The organism is Streptomyces sp. Tu 3180 (assembly GCF_009852415.1).
GTDB lineage: Bacteria > Actinomycetota > Actinomycetes > Streptomycetales > Streptomycetaceae > Streptomyces.
Genome location: NZ_WOXS01000002.1, coordinates 3,812,966 through 3,833,250, shown reverse-complemented (window position 1 = coordinate 3,833,250; position 20,285 = coordinate 3,812,966). Strand labels below are relative to the sequence as shown.

At 74.8% G+C, this 20,285-nt stretch carries 24 protein-coding genes; 19 read left to right on the top strand and 5 right to left on the bottom strand.

Annotated elements, in window-relative coordinates; translation table 11 throughout:
• Positions 1-8 precede the first annotated feature (8 nt).
• The 4 genes from GL259_RS18030 to GL259_RS18015 all read right to left on the bottom strand — a co-directional run bounded on the left by GL259_RS18030 (position 9) and on the right by GL259_RS18015 (position 3,626).
• A complete protein-coding gene (locus tag GL259_RS18030; protein ID WP_159534057.1) occupies positions 9-902 on the bottom strand; it encodes a 1,4-dihydroxy-6-naphthoate synthase in 894 nt (297 codons plus the stop codon).
• Positions 892-1,656 carry a futalosine hydrolase gene (locus GL259_RS18025; protein WP_208026486.1) on the bottom strand — a complete coding sequence of 255 codons (765 nt, stop codon included), beginning with the start codon at positions 1,654-1,656 and terminating at the stop codon, positions 892-894. The genes GL259_RS18030 and GL259_RS18025 overlap by 11 nt, the downstream gene beginning before the upstream one ends.
• On the bottom strand, positions 1,620-2,084 hold the full coding sequence (locus tag GL259_RS18020; RefSeq protein ID WP_159538733.1) for a DUF2771 domain-containing protein: 465 nt from the start codon (positions 2,082-2,084) through the stop codon (positions 1,620-1,622). The genes GL259_RS18025 and GL259_RS18020 overlap by 37 nt, the downstream gene beginning before the upstream one ends.
• Positions 2,085-2,192: 108 nt before the next feature.
• Positions 2,193-3,626 (bottom strand): MFS transporter, encoded by a 1,434-nt coding sequence (locus tag GL259_RS18015; RefSeq protein WP_159534055.1) that lies wholly within the window; start codon positions 3,624-3,626, stop codon positions 2,193-2,195.
• A gap of 550 nt (positions 3,627-4,176) precedes the next feature.
• Between GL259_RS18015 and GL259_RS18010 the strand changes: the two genes are divergently transcribed.
• Both GL259_RS18010 and GL259_RS18005 read left to right on the top strand, forming a co-directional pair.
• Complete coding sequence (locus tag GL259_RS18010) at positions 4,177-5,103, top strand: DUF3027 domain-containing protein (protein ID WP_159534053.1); 927 nt, start codon at positions 4,177-4,179, stop codon at positions 5,101-5,103.
• A gap of 154 nt (positions 5,104-5,257) precedes the next feature.
• On the top strand, positions 5,258-5,452 hold the full coding sequence (locus GL259_RS18005; RefSeq protein ID WP_159534051.1) for a hypothetical protein: 195 nt from the start codon (positions 5,258-5,260) through the stop codon (positions 5,450-5,452).
• A 64-nt stretch (positions 5,453-5,516) separates the two neighbouring features.
• Here GL259_RS18005 and GL259_RS18000 read toward each other — a convergent pair whose 3' ends face one another.
• Positions 5,517-6,551 (bottom strand): helix-turn-helix transcriptional regulator, encoded by a 1,035-nt coding sequence (locus tag GL259_RS18000; RefSeq protein WP_159534049.1) that lies wholly within the window; start codon positions 6,549-6,551, stop codon positions 5,517-5,519.
• Between the two features lie 222 nt (positions 6,552-6,773).
• Here GL259_RS18000 and GL259_RS17995 point away from each other — a divergent pair, with 222 nt between their 5' ends.
• The 17 genes from GL259_RS17995 (at position 6,774) to lanKC (ending at position 20,265) form a co-directional block, all read left to right on the top strand.
• Positions 6,774-7,079: a hypothetical protein gene (locus GL259_RS17995; protein WP_159534047.1), complete on the top strand. Its 306-nt coding sequence runs from the start codon at positions 6,774-6,776 to the stop codon at positions 7,077-7,079.
• Positions 7,080-7,200: 121 nt separating this feature from the next.
• The gene (locus GL259_RS17990) at positions 7,201-8,181 is read left to right on the top strand and encodes an LLM class flavin-dependent oxidoreductase (protein ID WP_159534045.1); all 981 of its coding nucleotides are present in this window, start codon (positions 7,201-7,203) and stop codon (positions 8,179-8,181) included.
• Positions 8,182-8,268: 87 nt separating this feature from the next.
• Positions 8,269-9,318 (top strand): daptide biosynthesis RiPP recognition protein, encoded by a 1,050-nt coding sequence (gene mpaB, locus GL259_RS17985; protein WP_159534043.1) that lies wholly within the window; start codon positions 8,269-8,271, stop codon positions 9,316-9,318.
• Positions 9,315-10,142, top strand: a complete 828-nt coding sequence (gene mpaM, locus GL259_RS17980) for a daptide-type RiPP biosynthesis methyltransferase (protein WP_159534041.1) — start codon at positions 9,315-9,317, stop codon at positions 10,140-10,142. Before mpaB ends, mpaM begins: the two co-directional genes overlap by 4 nt.
• Positions 10,139-11,434 (top strand): daptide-type RiPP biosynthesis aminotransferase, encoded by a 1,296-nt coding sequence (gene mpaD / locus GL259_RS17975; RefSeq protein ID WP_159534039.1) that lies wholly within the window; start codon positions 10,139-10,141, stop codon positions 11,432-11,434. The genes mpaM and mpaD overlap by 4 nt, the downstream gene beginning before the upstream one ends.
• Positions 11,431-12,642 (top strand): daptide-type RiPP biosynthesis dehydogenase, encoded by a 1,212-nt coding sequence (mpaC, locus tag GL259_RS17970; RefSeq protein ID WP_159534037.1) that lies wholly within the window; start codon positions 11,431-11,433, stop codon positions 12,640-12,642. Before mpaD ends, mpaC begins: the two co-directional genes overlap by 4 nt.
• A gap of 79 nt (positions 12,643-12,721) precedes the next feature.
• Positions 12,722-12,901 carry a daptide-type RiPP gene (locus GL259_RS17965; protein ID WP_159534033.1) on the top strand — a complete coding sequence of 60 codons (180 nt, stop codon included), beginning with the start codon at positions 12,722-12,724 and terminating at the stop codon, positions 12,899-12,901.
• Between the two features lie 59 nt (positions 12,902-12,960).
• Positions 12,961-13,137 carry a daptide-type RiPP gene (locus GL259_RS37695; RefSeq protein WP_166461518.1) on the top strand — a complete coding sequence of 59 codons (177 nt, stop codon included), beginning with the start codon at positions 12,961-12,963 and terminating at the stop codon, positions 13,135-13,137.
• 40 nt (positions 13,138-13,177) lie between these two features.
• Complete coding sequence (locus GL259_RS17960; protein ID WP_159534035.1) at positions 13,178-13,357, top strand: daptide-type RiPP; 180 nt, start codon at positions 13,178-13,180, stop codon at positions 13,355-13,357.
• Between the two features lie 59 nt (positions 13,358-13,416).
• Positions 13,417-13,593 carry a daptide-type RiPP gene (locus GL259_RS37690; RefSeq protein WP_166461518.1) on the top strand — a complete coding sequence of 59 codons (177 nt, stop codon included), beginning with the start codon at positions 13,417-13,419 and terminating at the stop codon, positions 13,591-13,593.
• Positions 13,594-13,633: 40 nt separating this feature from the next.
• Positions 13,634-13,807: a daptide-type RiPP gene (locus GL259_RS37685; RefSeq protein ID WP_166461517.1), complete on the top strand. Its 174-nt coding sequence runs from the start codon at positions 13,634-13,636 to the stop codon at positions 13,805-13,807.
• Positions 13,808-13,861: 54 nt separating this feature from the next.
• Entirely contained in the window at positions 13,862-14,041 is a 180-nt protein-coding gene (locus tag GL259_RS17955) for a daptide-type RiPP (RefSeq protein WP_159534033.1), read from the top strand.
• Between the two features lie 63 nt (positions 14,042-14,104).
• The gene (locus GL259_RS37680) at positions 14,105-14,281 is read left to right on the top strand and encodes a daptide-type RiPP (protein ID WP_166461516.1); all 177 of its coding nucleotides are present in this window, start codon (positions 14,105-14,107) and stop codon (positions 14,279-14,281) included.
• A 127-nt stretch (positions 14,282-14,408) separates the two neighbouring features.
• Positions 14,409-15,143: an ATP-binding cassette domain-containing protein gene (locus GL259_RS17950; protein WP_159534031.1), complete on the top strand. Its 735-nt coding sequence runs from the start codon at positions 14,409-14,411 to the stop codon at positions 15,141-15,143.
• Positions 15,136-15,876, top strand: a complete 741-nt coding sequence (locus GL259_RS17945) for an ABC transporter permease (protein WP_159534029.1) — start codon at positions 15,136-15,138, stop codon at positions 15,874-15,876. Before GL259_RS17950 ends, GL259_RS17945 begins: the two co-directional genes overlap by 8 nt.
• A 19-nt stretch (positions 15,877-15,895) precedes the next feature.
• Positions 15,896-17,554 (top strand): daptide biosynthesis intramembrane metalloprotease, encoded by a 1,659-nt coding sequence (gene mpaP, locus GL259_RS17940; protein WP_159534027.1) that lies wholly within the window; start codon positions 15,896-15,898, stop codon positions 17,552-17,554.
• A 62-nt stretch (positions 17,555-17,616) separates the two neighbouring features.
• Positions 17,617-20,265, top strand: coding sequence for a class III lanthionine synthetase LanKC (lanKC, locus tag GL259_RS17935; RefSeq protein ID WP_159534025.1), 2,649 nt, complete (start codon positions 17,617-17,619; stop codon positions 20,263-20,265).
• The last annotated feature ends 20 nt before the right edge of the window (positions 20,266-20,285 follow it).

Genomic DNA, 20,285 nt, shown 5'->3' with positions numbered 1-20,285 from the left:
GAGCACCCTCAGGGGAACCGCAGCGCGTCCGGGCCGAGGGGCGGCACCAGCCCCTCGGCCGCCGCGCGCGTGAGCAGCCCCCGCACCGCCGCGTAGCCGTCCTCGCCGAGGTCGGCGGTGAACTCGTTGACGTACAGCCCGATGTGCTGGTCGGCGACGGCCGGGTCCATCTCCTGGGCGTGCTCCATGACGTACGGACGCGACACCCCGGGGTCGTCCCAGGCCGCCCGCACGGACGCGCGGATCGCGTCGGCGAGCCGCGTCAGCGCCTCCGCGCCGAGCGACCGCCTGGCGATGATCGCGCCCAGCGGGATCGGCAGCCCGGTGGTGCGCTCCCAGTGCTCGCCCATGTCGGCGAGCTTGTGCAGCCCGTAGTTCCGGTACGTGAAGCGCGCCTCGTGGATGACGAGCCCCGCGTCGACCCTCCCGTCCCGTACGGCGGGCATGATCTCGTGGAACGGCATCACCACGATCTTCCCCACCCCGCCCGGCACCACGTCCGCCGCCCACAGCCGGAACAGCAGGTACGCCGTCGACCGCTCGCTCGGCACGGCGACCGTACGCCCGGTGAGTCCCCCAGGCTCTCCGCCTCGCCCGAGCAGGGAGGTGCCCCCGCCCTCCTCCTCCCGGGTCAGCACCAGCGGCCCGCAGCCCCGCCCCAGCGCGCCCCCGCAGGGCAGCAGGGCGTACTCGTCGAGGACGTACGGCAGCACCGCGTACGACACCTTCAGCACGTCGAGCTCGCCGCGCTCGGCCATGCCGTTGGTGACGTCGATGTCGGCGAAGGCGACGTCGAGGGCGGGCGCGCCGGGGACGCGGCCGTGGGCGAGGGCGTCGAAGACGAAGGTGTCGTTCGGGCAGGGGGAGTAGGCGATCCGCAGGCGCTGCTGCTCACTGGTCATGGCGGTCATGCTGGTTCCAACTCTCCAGTACGGGTGCGAGCTTCCCGAAGCCCTCGGTGAGGGCGGTCAGGGCGTCGCCGATGCGCCAGGCCGCGCGGTCGCGCGGGCCGACGGGGTTCGACACCGCGCGCACCTCCAGCACGGGCACCGCGTGTGCGGCGGCGGCCTCGGCGACCCCGAAGCCCTCCATGGCCTCGGCGAGGGCACGGGGGTGGCGGGCGCGGAGCGCGGCGGCGCGGGCGGCGGTGCCGGTCACCGTCGACACGGTGAGCACGGTGCCGGTGAGCGCGCCGGCCGCGGCGGCGGCGTCGCGGACCAGGGCGGCCGGCGGACGGTGGGTGACGGTGCCGAAGCCGAGGTCGGTGACCGGCAGGAACCCGTCGGCGGTCTCCGCGCCCAGGTCGGCCGCGGTGATCTCGTCGGCGACGACGAGGGAGCCGAGGGGAGCGTCGGGCGGGAAGCCGCCGGCGATCCCGGCGCTGACGACGAGGCCGTAGGGGCGGCCGTCGAGGGCGGCCGCGGTCAGGGCGGCGGCGGTGGAGGCGGCGGCGAGGGCGGGGCCGACACCGGCGGCGAGGACGTCGGGGCCGGTGGGGGTGCGCAGCAGGGCCGCGCCGGGCAGCGGCACCTCCGACGGAGGGCCGGGGAACGCCTGTGCCACCGCGTCCCGTTCGACGGGGACCGCGGTGGCGACCAGGACGCGCGGCGCGGAGCGGGTCAGGAGTCCTCGTCCTTCTTCAGGCGGAAGGACCACAGGCCCGTGGCCTCGTTGCTCTCGCCCTCCTTGATCGACACCAGGGTCGAGTCGCCCTGCGCGCCGTACTGGGCGTTGAAGAACACGCTGCCCGGGACCGACTGGTACGTCTTGTGGATGGCGTCGGTCAGGGGCTGGCCGTTCATCAGGATGGTCCAGCCGTTGTCGGCGATCTCCGGGTCGACGCCGAACCGGACGGTCTCGCCCTCGGGGTCGACGGAGATCTCCTCGATGCCCTTGTCCTTCAGGCACTTGTTGAGGTCGGCGGTCTTCAGGGCCTCGCCCTCACCGCCGCAGGTGGCCTCCGAGCTCACCGACGAGGTGCCCACGGTGAGCGTGGCCATCGGGGTCGGCTTGTCGCAGGCGGACAGGACGAGCAGTCCGGCGGATACGGCGCCGACGGCGGCGACGGCACGGCGGCGTCGCACGGCGCGGTGACTCATGGCGGCGGCGCCGCGGGGCAACGTGGTCATGGGCGAAGGCTATCGGGCGCGCCCGGCGCTCCTCCCACGCGGGGGTACGGCGTGGCCGGAGCGTTACGCCACCCGCGCCCGTCCCGCGCCCCCGCGCCGGGCGGAGACGACCAGCCCGCGGACGGTGGTCAGCCAGCCCGTGGCGACGATGGCCGCGCCCACCGCGAGCCCCAGGGAGCCGATCAGCGGCATCGCGATGCCGATCGCGCCGCCCAGCACCCACGACATCTGCAGCAGCGTCTCGGACCGCGCGAACGCCGACGTCCGGACCAGCTCGGGCACGTCCCGCTGGATCAGCGCGTCCAGCGACAGCTTGGCCAGGGCCTGCGCGAACCCGGCGATCGCGGCCAGGCACGCCACCAGCACCGCGCCGAAGAACGCCGCGGCCGTGATCGCCGCGCCCAGCACACAGGCCACCACCGTCACGATGATGATCTCCGGGGCGCGGGACCTGAGCCAGGCCCCGACCGCCGTGCCGAGCGCGTTGCCCGTGCCCGCCGCCACGCCCACGATGCCGAGGGACACCGCGGCGCTCTGCCCGGTCATCGGGTGCTCGCGCAGCAGGAACGCGAGGAAGAAGATCAGGAAGCCGGACAGGCAGCGGATGGAGGCGTTGGCGCCGAGGGCGTGGGTGACGGCGGGGCCGACCGTGCGCAGCCCGGGGCGTCTGGCCGTGCTGCGGTGCGGCCCGTGCAGGTGCTGCTCGTCGGCGGCGAGCAGCGCGGTGTCCTCGCCCTTGGCGGAGTCCACCGCGGGCGGCAGCCGGAAGGACAGGAACATCCCCGCGACGAAGATCGCGAAGGCTCCGTACAGCGGCCAGCGGGGCCCGATCTGCTGCAGCCCCGCCCCGATCGGCGCGGCGATCCCGGTCGCCAGCAGCCCGCCGAGCGTGACCCGCGAGTTCGCCTTCACCAGGGAGAAGGCGGGCGGCAGCAGCCGCGGCACGACCGCGCTTCTGACCACCCCGTACGCCTTGGACGCGACGAGCACGCCGAGCGCGGCCGGGTACAGCTGGATGCTGCCGGTGACGACCGCGCCGGACAGCACCAGGGCGAGCAGCGCCCGCGCGAGCATCGCGCCGGCCATCGCGGCGCGCCGGCCGTGCGGGATGCGGTCGAGGAGCGGGCCGATCACCGGGGCGAGGAGGGTGAACGGCGCCATGGTGATCGCCAGGTACAGCGCGACCCGCCCGCGGGCCTCGTCCGTCGGCACCGAGAAGAAGACGGTGGAGGCGAGGGCGACCGTGATCATGACGTCGCCGGCGCCGTTCACCCCGTGCAGCTCGATCAGCTTGCCGAGTCCGGACTCCCCGGCTCCGTGCGCGTGCGTCGCCCGGCGGATCCCGCGTGCGGTTCCGGTCACCGGGAGGTGCAGGGCCCGTCCGAACGCGCGGAGGCGGCCGCCCGCCCGTCCCTTCCCGACGCGCCGGCCGATCCCCTTGCCCCCCTTCGACTCACCGGTCCCGGTGGCGTCCTGGGGTGTCCTCGCGGTAGCCACGACGTCATAGTGCCCCGAGATCCCGGCACGTAGTGCCTTGACGCCGCCGTGGACGGCGCTCCGGGTGCGGTTGTCCGGCCGAACGGCCCCGGCGCGGACCGGACCGCGGACGGGTCCGGACCGGCTCGGGAACGGGTCCGGACCGGCTCGGGAACGGGTTCGAGTCGGCCCGCGGACGGGTTCGGGCCGGCCCGCGGAGGGTGCGGGCCGGATCGCGGACGAGTGCGGACCGGATCGCGGACAAGTCCGATTCGGCCCGCGGACGGGCTCGGGCCGCTCCCGTGGACAGGCCCGGACCGCCCCGAGGACGGCTCCGGACCGGCCCGCGGGGGCCCGGAAGACCGGCGCGCGGGGTTCCGGAACAACCGTCGGTGTAGGCCCAGCGCACGCGAACAGGTAGCGTGCGTATCTCAGCCATCCCGCACAATGGATGGAGGCGCGCCCGAGCACGATTCGGCGCGGACGTCGACGCGGTCCTCCGGTCCGCTCCGTCCGCCCCCGCGCTGGGAGTGGCGCACTCGTGAGACGGCGTAGGAGAGAAGCGATACCTGTGAGCGCAGCGACAACGCGAAGCCGCACCCCCGACCGTCTGTGCGCCGAGGCCGTCGACCTCGCCCGCGCCGCAGCCGAGGAGGCCGCCGCGCCCGGGGTGGTCGGAGAACACGAAGGGCTGGTCTCCGAGGGCGACCGCGTCGTCACGCACTTCTTCGGATGCCGCGAGCTCGGCTACCGCGGCTGGCGCTGGGCCGTCACCGTCGCCCGCGCCTCCCGCGCCAAGATCGTCACCGTCGACGAGGCGGTCCTGCTGCCCGGCCCCGACGCCGTGCTCGCCCCGGAGTGGGTGCCGTGGAGCGAGCGGCTGCGCCCCGGCGACATGGGCCCCGGCGACCTCCTCCCCACCGACGCCGAGGACCTGCGCCTGGAGCCCGGCTGGTCCGGCGAGCAGGAGCCGCCGCCGAACTCCGCCGTCTCCGGGGAGATGGCCGAGCTGATGGAGGCCGAGGACGCCGAGGTCACCAAGGGCACCCCGGCCCACCTGCCCACCGCCCCCTCGCGCGGCTCCATCGCCGCCGTCGCCGAGGAACTCGGCATGCGCCGCGCCCGGGTCCTGTCCCGGTACGGCCTGCACAGCGCCGCCGACCGCTGGGACGAGGCGTTCGGCGCCAAGACCCCCATGGCCCAGGCGGCCCCCGCGTCCTGCATGTCCTGCGGCTTCCTGGTCCCCATCGGCGGCTCGCTCGGCCAGGCCTTCGGCGTGTGCGCCAACGAGTTCTCCCCGGCCGACGGCCGCGTGGTCTCCCTGGCGTACGGCTGCGGCGGCCACTCCGAGGCCGCGGTCATGCCCAAGCCGCCGCAGCCGGCCCCGCCGGTGATCGACGAGACCCGCGTCGACCCGTTCCCCCTGCGCCCGGCCGCCGACTCCGGCTCGGTCCCGGTGACGGAGGACGAGTCGTCGGCGGAGCTGGGCCACTCCTGACGGACGCCGGGCACCGCGGGGCGGAGCGCTGCAGCATGATGCGCCGCGGGGTGCACGAAGCTGCACCCGGAACGGCGGGGGGCGGCCGGGCGGAAGTGGGACGGTGAGGGGAAGCACTGACTCCGGCGATTCTTACGGGAGATCCCTTATGCCCATGTCCGACTCCGAGAACCGGCAGGGTACGACGCCCGCGCTGGTAGCCGCCCTGCTGGCCGTCTGCCTGGGCGTGGCGACGACCGTCTTCGACGGCGGCGCGCGGACCGCGGCCGCCGTCGGCCTGGGGATCGCCGTCCTCGTCTGCGCCGGCTACGTGGGGGCGGCGGTGCGACGGCAGAAGAGCGGCGGCTGAACCGAACACGCGGCACGCCGGGGGCCGGGGACACGACCGTGTGTCCCCGGCCCCCGTCCGCGCCTCAGAGCCAGCCGCGCTCCCGGGCCAGCAGCGCGGCCTGGAAGCGGTTCGTGGCGTCCAGGCGCTGCATGAGCACGGCGACGTGCTTGCGGTACGTACGGACGGAGATGCCCAGGTCACGGGCGCCGCTCTCGTCCTTGTCGGCCGTGTACAGGGACTTGAGGATCTTCCGTTCGATCTCCGTCGGGAGGCCGTCCTCCGCGTCGGTGCCGTCTTCGCCCACCGGGAGCTCCTGGGCGGTGTCCCACATCCGTTCGAAGAGGGACACCAGGGCGGCCACCAGGCCCGGTTCCCGGGTGAGGATCGCGCCCTTCGCGGTGTGGGCCGGGTCGATCGGGGTGAGCGCGGCGGCCCGGTCGCAGATGATCATGCGTTCCAGGGGCTGGTGGGAGATGCGTATCTCGGCCCCCTTCGCGACCAGTTCGCGCAGGTACGCCAGGGTCGTGGGGTCGTCCAGCGCCCCGGACCCCATGAGGGTCCGCATCCGCACCCCGCGGCGCAGGATCCGCAGGTCCATCGCGCGGGAGTTGGCGATGCCCTGCGGGGACAGCGTGCCGCGCGGATAGGTCGTCAGGCTCTCGGTGCGGGTGAAGAACGTCAGCTCGTCGATGGCCGCCCGCACCTCCTCCAGACCCTCCAGGTGCCGGATGGGCGCGCCGCCCCGTTCCGCCAGGGCCGCACCCCGCTGCGCCCCCGACTCGCGCTCGGCCAGCAGGGAATCGACGATGCCGGTGCGGCCGACCGTCTCCTCCAGTTCGTCCTGGAGCTGCTTGACCCGGAGTTCCACCAGCCGCTCCACGGCCTTGGCGGGCGGAACGGGGCGCAGGACGCCGTTCATGCTCTCGACCGCGAGGCCCAGCCCGGTGAGACGGCGGCAGGCCGCCTCCGTGTCCCGCGCCGTTCCCGCGGAGCCGTCCTCGTGGCCGGCCGGACCGTTCAGTTCGTCGGGCTCCGCCCCGCCCGTGCGCAACAGGAACCGGTACAGCTCCTCGTCCCGCGGGGCGACCCCGAGAAACTGCAGATCCGGCTGCGCCATGGCTTTCCCCTCATCGCCGTTCCCCCTGCCTGATCAGGCATAAGAAGTACCTTCTTTGATCAAGTAGCGCCATACCGGCCCCCTCCGGAGTGCGCAGCAAGCGGCACCGCGCTGCGCAGGAAGCTGCATGGAATCCGCGTCGATCGAGCCCTCGTCAGCAGGCAGAGTTGATCTCGCAAGGGGAGAACGAAACCGCACTTCGCACCTCCAGGGGGAAACAGCATGAACAGCGCGGCCACCACTTCGAACGAGGCAGCCCGGACCCGTGGCGCCCGCCGTCTCACCGTCGCGGCGCTGCTCGCCGGCGCCGTCGTGGTCCTCGGCGGCGCGGGTACGGCCCAGGCCGCACAGACGGCACCGCAGGCGGCCGCGCAGTCCGCGTCCGTCTCCGCGCCGCGGCCGGAGTGCCCCGCGGGCCTGCCGCTCGGCGGCACGCTCTGCGGTGTCGCGGAGCGCGCCGCGGACCACGCGGCGGAGCGCGCGGCGGAGGTGCTGAAGGCGATCAAGCAGGTCCACGAGTGGGACTGAGCCGCTGACACCGGCCCCGGCCCGCACGCCGGGCGGGGCCACCGGACGCCGGCCCGCACGGGGGCCGCGCCACTGACCACGGCGCGCCCCCGCCCGCAGAACCCACCAGGAGACCTTCGCCATGACGGACTACTCGGTCCTCGTCCCGTTCGTGCCCCGCAGACCCGAGCAGATGCTGCCCTTCGCCGGCCTCGTCCGGTGGACCGGCGCCCACCGCCTCTGGCAGGGCCAGGGCATGATCACCGAGCCCCACCAGGGCTTCGCCCACGCGGCGGGGGCGGGCTTCCGGGTGCCGACCGGACTGGGCGTGACCCTGATGCCGATGCGGCACCCCTACGAGGCGGCGCTGCAGGCCAAGTCCCTGTCGCTGATGACCGGCGAGTCGGTGGTCGCGGGGTTCGGCCCGGGGTCCCGGGACGTGCAGCGGGCGATGCGCGGTGAGCCGTACCGCAGTCCGCTCACCGCGGCCCGGGAGTACCTGACCGCCGTACGGGCGGCCCTCACCGGCACGCCCGAGGTCGTGGACGGGGAGTTCTGGCACCAGGCGGGCAGGATCGCGCCGCTGCCCGGGCCCCGGATCGACCTGGGACTCGGGGTGCTGCGGCCGAAGATGGCCGAGGTGGCCGGTGAACGGGCCGACGTGGCGATCACCTGGCTCACACCGGCCCGCTATCTCGCCCGGCACGTCGTGCCCGCGCTGGCCGCGGGGGCGCGGCGGGCGGGACGGGCGGCGCCGAGGGTCACGGCCATCGTGCCGCTCGCCCTGGCCGGCGACGACCGCGACCCGGCCCGCCTCGCGCTCGCCTCCAACGGGGCGCACCTGCGACTTCCGCACTACCGGGACATGCTGCGCCGCGGCGGTGTGGCCCTGCCCGACGGCGCCTTCGCCGACGGGGACGAGACCGCGCAGGCCCTGGCGCTCGTGAAGGGCGACGCGTTCCTGTACGGCACCGCCGACGAGCTGAAGGAGAAGCTCGCCGCCTACACCGGGGCCGGTGTGGACGAGGTCGTCCTCAACGTGACCGGTGTGGCCTCGCTGCACGGCCCGCAGGCCGCGTCGCAGGAGCTGAGGACGCTGCTCGCCTCGCTCGGCCTCGCCTGACGGCCCGTCACCGCACCGGTTTCCCCCGGCCCCCCTTCCCCCGTACGGCCCTCGACGGCCGCTCACACTCCCGAGGTAGTCATGTCCATGCCATTCATTGCCGTGGCGGCGATCGAATGGGGCACCGGACGCCCATGGCCCGGCCGGCCCCGACCGCACGGCGCACCCGCCACCGTCGTCCTCGCCGACGCCGCCACCCTGCCCCGCCTGCTCGCCTCCGCGCTCACCGCGGCCGGCACCACCGTCCTCGTGCCGCACACGGAACCCGGCATCACCACCGACCACGACGGCGTCACCGTCGTCACCTACGAGGGCGACCTCACCGGCGACGGGAACGGCGAGGCCGGACTGCACCCCGACTTCTACCTCCACACCCGGCCCTACGAGCGGCCCGGCCACCGCCCGCCGCTCGGCCCCACCCTGCTCCGGACCGACGGCGACGCCGGCCTGGAGGCCTACCTGGCGGACGCCGACCAGGCCCGCGGCGAGGGCGACTTCGCCGCCCTCCCGACCCACCCCGTCGTCCGGCTCGCGGATCACTGCGCGCTGGGCGCGACGCCCGACGGCGACGGCCCGCTCCTGCGGCTGCACGTCACCTCCGACGGCACGGTCTCCACCACCCCGGGCGGCGCTCCGCTCGGTGACCTCGGCTCCACGCCCGGGGAACTGGACCGGGCCTGGCGGGCCGGCCGCGCCCCCCACGCCGAGGTCGCACGACGACCCTGGCTGGGCCGGTACCTGGCGGCCGTGGACGCGGTGCGCGCCGCCCGCGCCCGTGGGCTGGACCGGGTCCGCGTCTCCGGATTCGGCGGACGTCTGAACCCCGCGCTGGGCGAGGACGCCACGGCCGACTCCACGGACCCGACGCTCCCGGTCCTGCTGCGGAGCGACGACCGGGCCCTGGTCCACGACCCGCGCACCGGCCGCGCCGTCGCGCTGTCCACCGACGCCGCCCGCGCCGCCGAGGCGCTGCTGGCCACCGGCGGCGCGGACCGGGCGGCCCGGCACGCCGACCCCGGCACCGTCGCGGCCGTCGACGCCTGGTTCGGCGCGACCGGCATCCCCCTGACCCCCGCCCCCGCACCCGCCCCGACCGGCCGGACCGTTCCCCACCGCTTCGAGGAGCTCGCCCGATGAGTACGCTGCTCAGCCCCGCCCGTGCGGGCACCCCCCTCACCGGCCGCGCCGGCGCCGCCGTCGACGCCCTCGGCGACCGCGCCCGGCTCTGCGACCTGTACGACGCCCACGGCAGCCGGATCTACCACGACATCTGCGGCAGGACCACGCAGGAGGTCCCCGAGATCCTCGCCGCCGTACGCGGCGCCGACGGCCCCGTCCTCGACCTCGCCGCGGGCTCCGGCCGGCTCACCTTCCCGCTGCTGGCCGCCGGCCACGAGGTCACCGCGCTGGAACTGTCCCCCGACATGCTCGCCCTGCTGCGGGCCGGCCTCGCCGGCGCCCCCGACGAGGTGCGGCGGCGCTGCGACAGCGTCGAGGCCGACATGAGCGACTTCCGGCTCGGCCGCCGCTACGGGGTCGTGCTGCTCGGCACCACCACCATCTCCCTCCTCCCCGACGAGGACCGCCCCGGCCTCTACCGGTGCGTCCGCGACCACCTCGCCCCCGGCGGCCGCTTCCTGCTCACCACCGTCGACGTCGACGCCGCCGAGGACGGCACCGGCGAGTCCGAGATCCCCGTCACCGGCGCCCGCGGCCGCGGCTACCTGATGTACGAGCAGTGGAGCCCCGGCGCGGCCACCCGCACCGTCACCGTGCTCCCGCACCCCGTGCCGGCCGACGGCCCCGTCACCGTCGCCACCACCACCATCGGCGTCCTGCCCGCCCGGCGGGTCGTCGCCGAACTCGAGGCGGCCGGCTTCACCGTCGTCGCCACCAGCCCCATCGGGCAGGGAACCGGCCGTCACCACGACGTCCTGATCGAGGCCGAGGTGCGCCGATGAGCTACCAGGCCCTGTGGACCAGCCTGGTCCCGCCCTCCCAGCACGGCCGCGACGACCTGTGCGCCGTCTCCGCCGAGGGCATGCGCATCCGCTTCAGCGACGGGCGCGAACTCCTCGACGGCGACAGCGGACTGTGGAACGCCAACCTCGGCCACGGCAACACCGTCATCGCCGACGCCATCGCCGAGGCCCTCCACGAGGCCTCCTACCTGAGCATCTTCCGCTACGAGCACACCTGGGCCCGCCGGGCCGCCGACGCCCTCGTCGAACTCGCCGGCGCCGACCACTACGGCCGGGTGATCTTCTCCACCTCCGGCGGCTCCGCCAACGACCTGGTGATGAAGACCGCCCGCCACTACCACGCCCTGCGCGGCGACGACACCCGCAAGATCGTCGTCGGCCTGCGCGGCAGCTACCACGGACTCACCTACGGCTCGTTCTCCCTCACCGGGGAGAACCTCGGACAGCGCCTCTACGGGGTCGACGGCCGGTACGTCCGGCACGTCCACCCCAACGACCCCGCGGGCGTCACCGAACTGATGGAACGCCACGGCTCCCAGGTCGCCGCCGTCGTCGTCGAACCGGTCCTCGGCAGCGGAGCCGTTCCGCTGGAGGACGCCTACGTCGACACCCTGCTGCGGCTGCGCGACGAGCACGGCTTCCTGCTGGTCGCCGACGAGGTCGCCACCGGATTCGGCCGCACCGGCGACATGTTCGCCTCGCAGCGCTGGACCGCCCGGCCGGACCTCCTCGTCACCTCCAAGGGCCTCACCAACGGCACCTGCGCCGCCTCCGCGGTGATCGTCTCCCGCGGTGTCGCCGACGCCTTCGAAGAGGCCGACGCCATGCTCACCCACGGTGAGACCCAGGCCGGCACCCCCGCCACCTGCGCCGCGATCCTGGCCACCATCGACGAGATGCGCCGCCTGGACGCCGTCGCCCGCGGACGGCGGCTCGCCGAACGCCTCGACGACGAACTCGCCGCCCTCGTCGCCGGCCACGCCCTCATCGGCGCCACCACCGGCATCGGGCTCTTCCGCTCGATCCGCGTCGTCACCCCGTCCGGCGACCCCCTGCCGCAGAACCAGGTCATGGACCTGGTCGCCCGGATCCGCGAGGCGGGCGCCATCGTCCATCCCGGCCTGAACGGCGTGCAGCTGCTGCCCCCGCTCACCTGCGGGGACGAGGACCTGGCCGAGCTCGTACGGCGCGTGCGCACCGGCATCGAGGCCCACGCCGCCGACGTCGAGGCGCACGGACGCACCCCCGGCCTCGCGGGGGCACGGCCGTGAACCTGCCCTGGTCCGGGCCGACCCGCCTGCTCCTCGGCGCCGACGGCCTCGCCGACTGGCTGTCGTACGCGCCGGCCGGCCGCACCTCCCTCCTCGTCGACCCCGCCCTCACCGGGGCCCGGATCACCGGCCTGGTGGAACGCGAACTGGAACGCGCCGGACACCTCGTCAGCCGCCTGGCCCCCGACGGCCCCGGCGACGCCGAGGAGATCCTCGCCCTCGCGGCGCGCACCGCACGCTCCGACCTGGTCGTCGCCGTCGGCGGCGGGACCTGCGTGGACCGCGCCAAGCTCGCCCTGACCGCACAGGACAGCCCCGAGGCGGCACGGGCCCTGCGCGACACGTCCCGCTGCGGGCTCCTCGCCCTCGGCCCGCGGGTCCGGCGCGTCCGCCCCCTGCTGGCCGTGCCGACCACCGTCGGGCCCGGATCCGAGATCAGCAGGGTGGCGTGCATGCCGCACCGGCAGGGCAAGCGCCTGGTCTCCGCGGAGGCGCTCACCCCCGACGCGGCCCTGCTGGACGCCGCGGCCACCGAGACCCTGCCCGCCGACCTGCTCCAGGAAGGCGTGCTGGAGGCGCTGTTCCGCACGATCACCCCCTACGCGGGCGACCACAAGGACCTGCCCGTCGAGGACGCCTTCTGCGAGGCGGCCGCCGAGCAGCTCGCGGGCCTGGGCCACCGGGCCGGCGAACTGCGCGACCGGGGCCGGCCGGCCGACGCGCGGCTGCGGCTCGACATCGCCCGGCTCAGCGGACTGACCCACGCCACGTGGATGCGGCTCGGCCGCACCCCCTTCACGACGGAGGGCTGGATCATCGCCAACGAGCTGTCCACGGCCCTCGGCGTGCGCAAGATGACGGCGGTCGCCGCCCTCCTGCCGCACCTGTGGCGAGCCGTCCTGGACGGCGACGAACGGTACGGCTCGGCGGCCCGGCTGCGCCGTGTCTGGGACCGCGTCCGCCGCGGCACCCCGCAGCCGCTGTCCGGCGACCCCGCCCGCGGCATCGTCGGTCTGATGGACGGCTGGGGGATCGACCGGCACGTCACGGCCCCGCCGGAGCGACTGGCGGCCGTGGCCCGGCAGACCACCCGGGCCTGGGGAGCCGGCCTGCCGATGCTCGGCGGCCTCCTCACCGCCGACGTCGAGGCGCTGCTCCGCAAGGCCGTCGCCGCCCCCCGCACCACCCCTGTCCTCCGCGCCGCATGACGGCGCGGACCGGCCCCGGCACCCTCGCCGGCCCGGACCCACCGCACCACCGACCCACCCACACCCAAGGGAGTTCGCGATGAGCGAGCAGCACACCGACAAGACCGCCGAGGCCGTCGCCTCGAACCCGCAGGACGGCCTGGAGCTGGGGCTGCAGGAGCTGGAGGCGCTGGAGGCGCCCGGCTTCTGGACCGGTTTCTCCGCCGGCACCGCGGTCAGCGGCGCGGCCATCGCCTCCGCCGCGATCGTCGCCACCTGAGCCGGCCGCCGTACCCCGATCCGCACCGACCCGATTTTCACACCACAGAGGAGTCATTCATGTCCGAGATCAACGAGCAGTCCGTGACCGCCGCCGTCGAGGAGCAGGACCTGGAGCTGGGGCTGCAGGAGCTGGAGACGATGGAGGCGCCGGGCTGGGTCACCATCGGCGGCTTCTCCGCGGGCGTCTCCGCCGCCGCCTCGGCCGCCGTCGTCTCGGCCACGATCGTCACCTGATCCCGCCCCTCACCCCTCCTTCCTCCCAAGGGAGTTCGCGATGAGCGAGCAGCACACCGACAAGACCGCCGAGATCGCCGCCTCGAACCCGCAGGACGGCCTGGAGCTGGGGCTGCAGGAGCTGGAGGCGCTGGAGGCGCCCGGCTTCTGGACCGGTTTCTCCGCCGGCACCGCGGTCAGCGGCGCGGCCATCGCCTCCGCCGCGATCGTCGCCACCTGAGCCGGCCGCCGTACCCCGATCCGCACCGACCCGATTTTCACACCACAGAGGAGTCATTCATGTCCGAGATCAACGAGCAGTCCGTGACCGCCGCCGTCGAGGAGCAGGACCTGGAGCTGGGGCTGCAGGAGCTGGAGACGATGGAGGCGCCGGGCTGGGTCACCATCGGCGGCTTCTCCGCGGGCGTCTCCGCCGCCGCCTCGGCCGCCGTCGTCTCGGCCACGATCGTCACCTGATCCCGCCCCTCACCCCTCCTTCCTCCCAAGGGAGTTCGCGATGAGCGAGCAGCCCGAAGACAAGGCCGCCGAGATCGCCGCCTCGAACCCGCAGGACGGCCTGGAGCTGGGGCTGCAGGAGCTGGAGGCGCTGGAGGCGCCCGGCTTCTGGACCGGCTTCTCCGCCGCGGCGAGCGTCTCGGCCGCCGTCTCGGCCACGGCCGTCATCACCTGAGCGGCCACCCGCCACCCCCACCCACCGCACCACCCACACCCGAAGGAGTTCGCGATGAGCGAGCAGCACACCGACAAGACCGCCGAGGCCGTCGCCTCGAACCCGCAGGACGGCCTGGAGCTGGGGCTGCAGGAGCTGGAGGCGCTGGAGGCGCCCGGCTTCTGGACCGGTTTCTCCGCCGGCACCGCGGTCAGCGGCGCGGCCATCGCCTCCGCCGCGATCGTCGCCACCTGAGCCGGCCACCGGGCGGCACCGACCCCGGGACACCCGGACTCGCACGGGAAAGGACGCAACGACATGAGCGACAAGAAGACCGACGACCGCACCGCCACCGCCGCCGTCGAGGAGCAGGACCTGGAGCTGGGCCTCCAGGAGCTGGAAGCCCTCGAAGCGCCGGGCTGGGGCACCATCGGCGGGATCTCCGCCGGGGCCGGCGTCTCGGCCCTCGTCTCCGCCGCGGTCGTCATCACCTGACGCCGCACCCGCCCCGCGGCGGATCACCGCAGCCGCCGAGTGAGCCAGGGCCCCCGGCCGGGACGGACTCCCGGCCGGGGCCCGGCCCCGGCACCACCACTCGGCACTCCCACCGCAAGGAGCCGTGATGAGCACCACCCCGGCGATCTCCCTCACCGGACTCACCAAGAAGTTCAAGGACGTCACCGCCGTCGACGACCTCACCGTCGACATCCACGCGGGCCGCGTCACCGGACTCCTCGGCCGCAACGGCGCCGGGAAGACCACCACCATCCGCATGCTGCTCGGCCTGGCCCGGCCCACCGCCGGCCACGCCACCGTGCTCGGCCGCCCGTACGGCGAACTGCCGCGGGCCGCCCACCGGGTCGGCGTCGCCATGGACGCCCTCGGCCCCGTCACCGGCTCCACGGTCCGCGGGGAACTCCTCACCTGGGCCGCCTGCCTGGGCCTCGACCGGCGCCGCACCGACGAGGTCATCGGCCTCACCGGACTCGCCGGCTCCGAGGACCGGCCCGTGTCCGGCTGCTCCACCGGCATGAAGCAGCGGCTGGCCCTCGCCACCGCCCTGCTCGCCGACCCCGAGGTCCTCGTCCTCGACGAACCCGCCAACGGCCTCGACCCCGACGGCATCCGCTGGCTGCGCGACACCCTGCGGGAACTCGCCGCCGAGGGCCGCACGGTCCTCGTCTCCAGCCACCAGCTCGCCGAGGTCGAGCAGACCGTCGACGACGTCGTCGTCGTGCAGCGCTCCCTCCGCTACGCCGGCACCCTCGCCGACCTGACCGACGGCGGCGTGCACCGCCTGGAGGACCGCTTCTTCCACCTGGTCGACACGCCCGAGAGGACCCTCACCCATGCGTAACCTCGTCCACGGGGAACTCCGCAAGGCCGTCACCGGCCGGACCTGGTGGATCCTCATGCTGGCCGGCACGTTCCTGTGCCTGCTGTCCACCTTCGGCTTCGCCTCCGAGGGCCACAGGGCCGTCACGGCCGGCGGATCCGCCGCCGACGTCACGAACGACATCGCCCGCTCGTGGATGATGATGTTCCTCTTCTCCTCGCTGTCCGGCGCGATCCTCGTCACCCGCGAGTACGGGACCGGCACCGTCGGACGCTCCGTCCTCCTGGCCGGATCCCGCAGCCGGCTGCTCACCGCCAAGGTCGCGGTCGCCACCGCCGCCGGGGCGGTCTTCGGCCTGCTGGCCGCCGGACTCGGCACCCTCGCCTGCGCCTTCGCCGGCGCCCCCTACGGCGACAGCGCCGTCTTCACCCGCGAGACCTGGCTGATCCTGGCGGGCGTGTTCGCCTGCTCCGTGCTGGCCGCTCCCTGGGGGGCGCTGCTCGGCTGGATCGTCCGCAACCAGGTCTCCGCCGTCGCCCTGCTGATCACCCTCACCCTCGTCGTCGACCCGGGCGTCCAGGCGCTCGCCCCGGATGCGGCCAAGTACCTGCTGACCATCGCGATGAGCTCCGTCTACCGGGACGTCAAGCCGGACCTGCTGCCGGTCCCCTGGGCCTTCGCCGCCATCGCCGGATGGCTCACCGCCGCCTGGTTCGCCGCGCGTCGTCTGCTGGCGACCCGCGACATCGTCTGAAGCCCGAGGTGCCGACCCCATGCCCACGCTCACCCTCATCCGCCCGAAGACACCCGAGGCCCCCGCCGCCCCCGACCTGGAGCACCCCCGGACCGCCTCCCACGTCGCCGTCCACGAGCCCGCCGAACCGGACGCCCCCTGGGTCGTCCAGCGGGGCGAGACCCAGCACTTCAGGGTCGGTGCCGACCTCGGCCGGCTGATCCGCGCCCTCGACGGCACCCGCGACCACCGCGAACTCGCCGCCACGATGGGCACCCCGTGGACCGCCGACGACATCGGCACCGCGGTCCGGTCCCTGGCCGACAAGAAGCTGCTCGACGACGGCACCCCGCCGCGCAAGGTCCGCCGGGTCAAGCTGGTGCCGCCGCTGACCGTGCAGTTCACGCTCCTCAAGCCGGACCGGCTGCTACGCCGGACGGCCCCGCTGACCCGGCTGCTGCTCCACCGCTCCGTCTCCGTCACGGCGACCGCGATCGCCCTCGGCGGCCTGCTGGCCCTCGCCGTGTGCTCGCCCCGGCTCGGGGACGCGGTGTCCCGGCCCATGCACCTCACGGCCTACCTGGCGGTGATCCTCGGCGTCGTCGTCACGACCGCCGTCCACGAGTTCGCCCACGGGGCGGTCCTCACGCACCACGGCGGCCGGCCCACCCGCATGGGCTTCATGCTCTTCTACATGTCGCCGGCGTTCTTCTGCGACGTCTCCGACGGCTGGCGGCTCGGCCGGCCCCGACAGCGCGTGCAGATCGCCCTCGCCGGGGTGTTCGTCCAGGCCGTCGCCGCCGGGGCCGCCGCGATCGCCGCGCTGTTCGTGCCCGCGGACGGCGGCTGGCGGGGCCCGCTGCTGGTGATGGCCCTCACCACGTACCTCACCTGCGCCGTCAACCTGCTGCCGCTGGTCAAGCTCGACGGCTACATCGCCCTGATGAGCCACCTCGACATCTCGCACCTGCGCGAGAAGGCCATGACGGACGCGCTGGCCGCCCTGTCCAAGGTCACCTTCGGGGGCCACTACCGCCGCGAACTGCCCGACAAGCCGTGGGCCGTGCCCTACGGGCTGGCGTGCCTGCTGTTCCCCCTCTACCTCGTCGGCACCGCGCTGACCCTCTGGTCCGGCATGCTCCAGCGGCTCGGGTTCACCGGCGCGGCCCTCTTCGCGCTCGGCATCGGCTACCTGCTGTGGCGGCTCGGCAAGGGCTCCTGCAAGCTCGCCGTCACCGCCCGCCGGTCCGGCGCGCACCCGGCGCGCATCCTCGCCGTCGGCCTCGCCGCGGCCGCCCTGACCGCCGGCGCCGCCGTCGGGATCAAGGTCCCCGCGACCTACTCCGCCGGCTACACCGTCGCCGACGACGGCACGGTCAGCCTCGTCGTGCAGGAGGGCAGCGGCGGAGGACGGCTGCTGACCGAGGGCGCCCGCGTCGAACTGCGCCGCAACGGCCTGCTGTCCCGCCCCCTGCTGGCCACCGGCCGGCTGGAGTCGGTGACGTCGGTGCCGCGGACGGCGCCGCTGTCCGCCCTGATCCCCGTGTCCGGCGGGTCCGACCTGCTGCCGGTGCGCGGCTACCCGCTCACCGTGGACGACGTGCCCGCGGAGCGGTCGGGGGTCGCCGAGGTCGACGCCGGAACGCACCCGCTGGGGAAGTGGCTCGCCGTCACCTACCTCAGCCCCCTCTTGCCGTAGGGCGGGCCCGCCGCGGCCCGTACCCCCCGTCCCACCCACCGGAGAGCCTGGAGAGACCACCCATGAGCCTGCGTCACATCGCCTACTGCCCGCCCGGAACCGTCTACTTCGACAAGCCCACCGCCGGCCCGGTCGGCGGCGAGGAGTACCCGCTCGTCGGCGCCGCGCTCCCCGAGGGCTGGACCCGCACCCAGATCAGCGAATGGACGTGCATCGGGCCGCCACAGCCGGACATCCCGCTCCAGGGCTGGAAGATCCACGTCTCGGCGACCCTGGAGTCGGCCGACGAGGTGCTCGACATCGTCCGCGACTACTGCTTCGCGAACCCGATGATGTTCAAGTTCCTGACCAGCCCCACCATGCTGATGCTGCGCAACAGCAAGTACGGGGACCGCGGCAGCAGCGGCAAGTTCATCACCATGTACCCGCGGGACGACGAGCACCTCGCCACCGTCCTGCACGAGCTCGGCGCGCTGCTGGAGGGCCGGGACGGCCCGTACATCCTCAGCGACCTGCGCTGGCGGTCCGGCCCGCTGTACGTCCGGTACGGCGGGTTCGCCGCCCGGCTCTCCCGCCAGCCGAACGGCGAGACGGTGCACTGCATCGAGGACCCCGAGGGGCGCCTGGTGCCGGACGTGCGCGGCCCGTCCTTCAAGCCGCCGGCCTGGGTCGAACTGCCCGGGGTCGTCCGCGAGGCACTGGCCGACCGGGCCCGGGGCGGCGGCCTCGGCGACTTCCCCTTCAGGATCACGCAGGCGCTCCACTTCTCCAACGGCGGCGGCGTCTACAAGGCGACCGACACCCGCGACGGCCGGGAGGTCCTGGTCAAGGAGGGCCGTCCGCACGCCGGCCTGGACCAGTCGGGCGCCGACGCCGTCACCCGCCTCCAGCGGGAGCACGACGCGATGGTCGCCCTGGAGGGGCTCGACGCCTTCCCCAAGGTGCTCGACTACCGCAAGGGCAGCCAGCACTGGTTCCTCACCCGCGAGTACGTCGACGGCAAGCAGCTCGGCGGCGAGATGGTCCGGCTCAACCCGGTCGTCCACTCGGCCACCGACCGCAGCGAGACCCTCGACCCCGCCGCCTACACGGCGTGGGCGCTCGACGTCCTCGACCGGATCGAGGCCGCCGTCGCGACCATGCACGAGCGCGGCCTCGTCTTCGGCGACCTGCACCCCAACAACGTGCTGATCCGCCCCGACGGCACCGTCGCCTTCATCGACCTGGAGACCACCCGGCCCGCCGAGGGCCACAGCGGCCAGGCCATGGGAGCCCCCGGTTACTGCGCCCCCGCCGGCACCACCGGCACCGACGTGGACCGCTACGCCCTGGGCTGCCTGCGGCTCAGCGTCTTCCTGCCGCTGACCACCCTCATGCCGTGGGACCCCGGCAAGGCCGAGCAGCTCATCGAGCTCGTCCGCGAACGCTTCCCCGTCCCCGACGACTACGCCGACCGCGTCCGCGCGGAGCTGTCCCTGGGTGCCCCCGGCGACACGGAGCCGGCCCGGCCGCTGTGGAACCCTCCCGCGCCCGGCCCGGACGGGTTCGTCGCCCCCGGCGAACTGGCCGCGCTCGCCGGGCGGGTCGCCGACGGCATCCTCGCGACGGCCACCCCCGAGCGGGACGACCGCCTCTTCCCCGGCGACATCGAGCAGTTCTCGCACCCCGGCGGCGGCCTGTCCGTCGCGCACGGCGCGGCCGGTGTGCTGTGGGCGCTGCACGGAGCCGGCGCGGACGTCCCCGAGGAGCACGTCGACTGGCTGGTCGACGCCGCCCGCACCGTGGACCAGCCCCGCCCGGGACTGTACGACGGGCTGTCCGGCATCGCCTGCGTCCTGCACGCCCTCGGGCGCACCGCCGAGGCGACCGAACTCCTGGACCGGGCCGTGGCCCTGCCCCGGGACGAGGCCGGCGACAGCCTCAACTCCGGCACCGCCGGTCTCGGTCTGGCGCTGCTGGACCTCGGCCGCACCGAGGAGGCACGGGTCCTGGCCGTCTCCCTCGCCGAACGCATCGGCCTCGGCGCGGGGGACATACCGGCGGAGGGAAGCGGCGCGCAGCCCTCCGCGCAGGACACGCAGCAGGACCGGCGGGACAAGCGGCACCTGCCCGGCCTCCTCCACGGCGGCGCCGGCCAGGCCCTGTTCCTGCTGCGCGTGTACGCGCAGACCGCCGGTGGCGGCGCCGAGGAACTGGTGGACACCGCCGCGCGGATCCTGCGCCACGACCTCGTCGCGTCGGGACGCCTGCCCGGCGGGCCCGAGGTGCTGGAGCAGGCCCCCTGGCGCGGACCGCACATCGCGTGCGGCAGCGCCGGCCAGGTCATCGTCCTGCACGAGCTGCTGCGGCACCGCGAGGACCCCGAACTGCGGGCCGTGTACGAGGACATGTGCACCGACCTGACCACGGACTACCACCCGGGCATCGGCCTCTTCACGGGCCGTGCGGGCGCCATGGCCGCCCTGCTGCACACCCACGACGGCAGCGAGCGGGCCCGCCGCACGCTGTACGCCCAGCTCGCGGGCCTGGGCTGGCACGCCGTACCGCACGACGGGACGCTGGCCTTCCTCGGCGAGCACTCCCTGCGGCTGTCCACCGACCTGGCGACCGGCTCCGCGGGCGTCCTCGCGGTGCTGGGCTCGCTGGGGACGCACGGGCGCTCCGCGCTGCCGTTCCTGGGCATGGCGGGCCTCGCGGCGACCGTCGGCTGACCCGCACCCCGCCGTCCCGC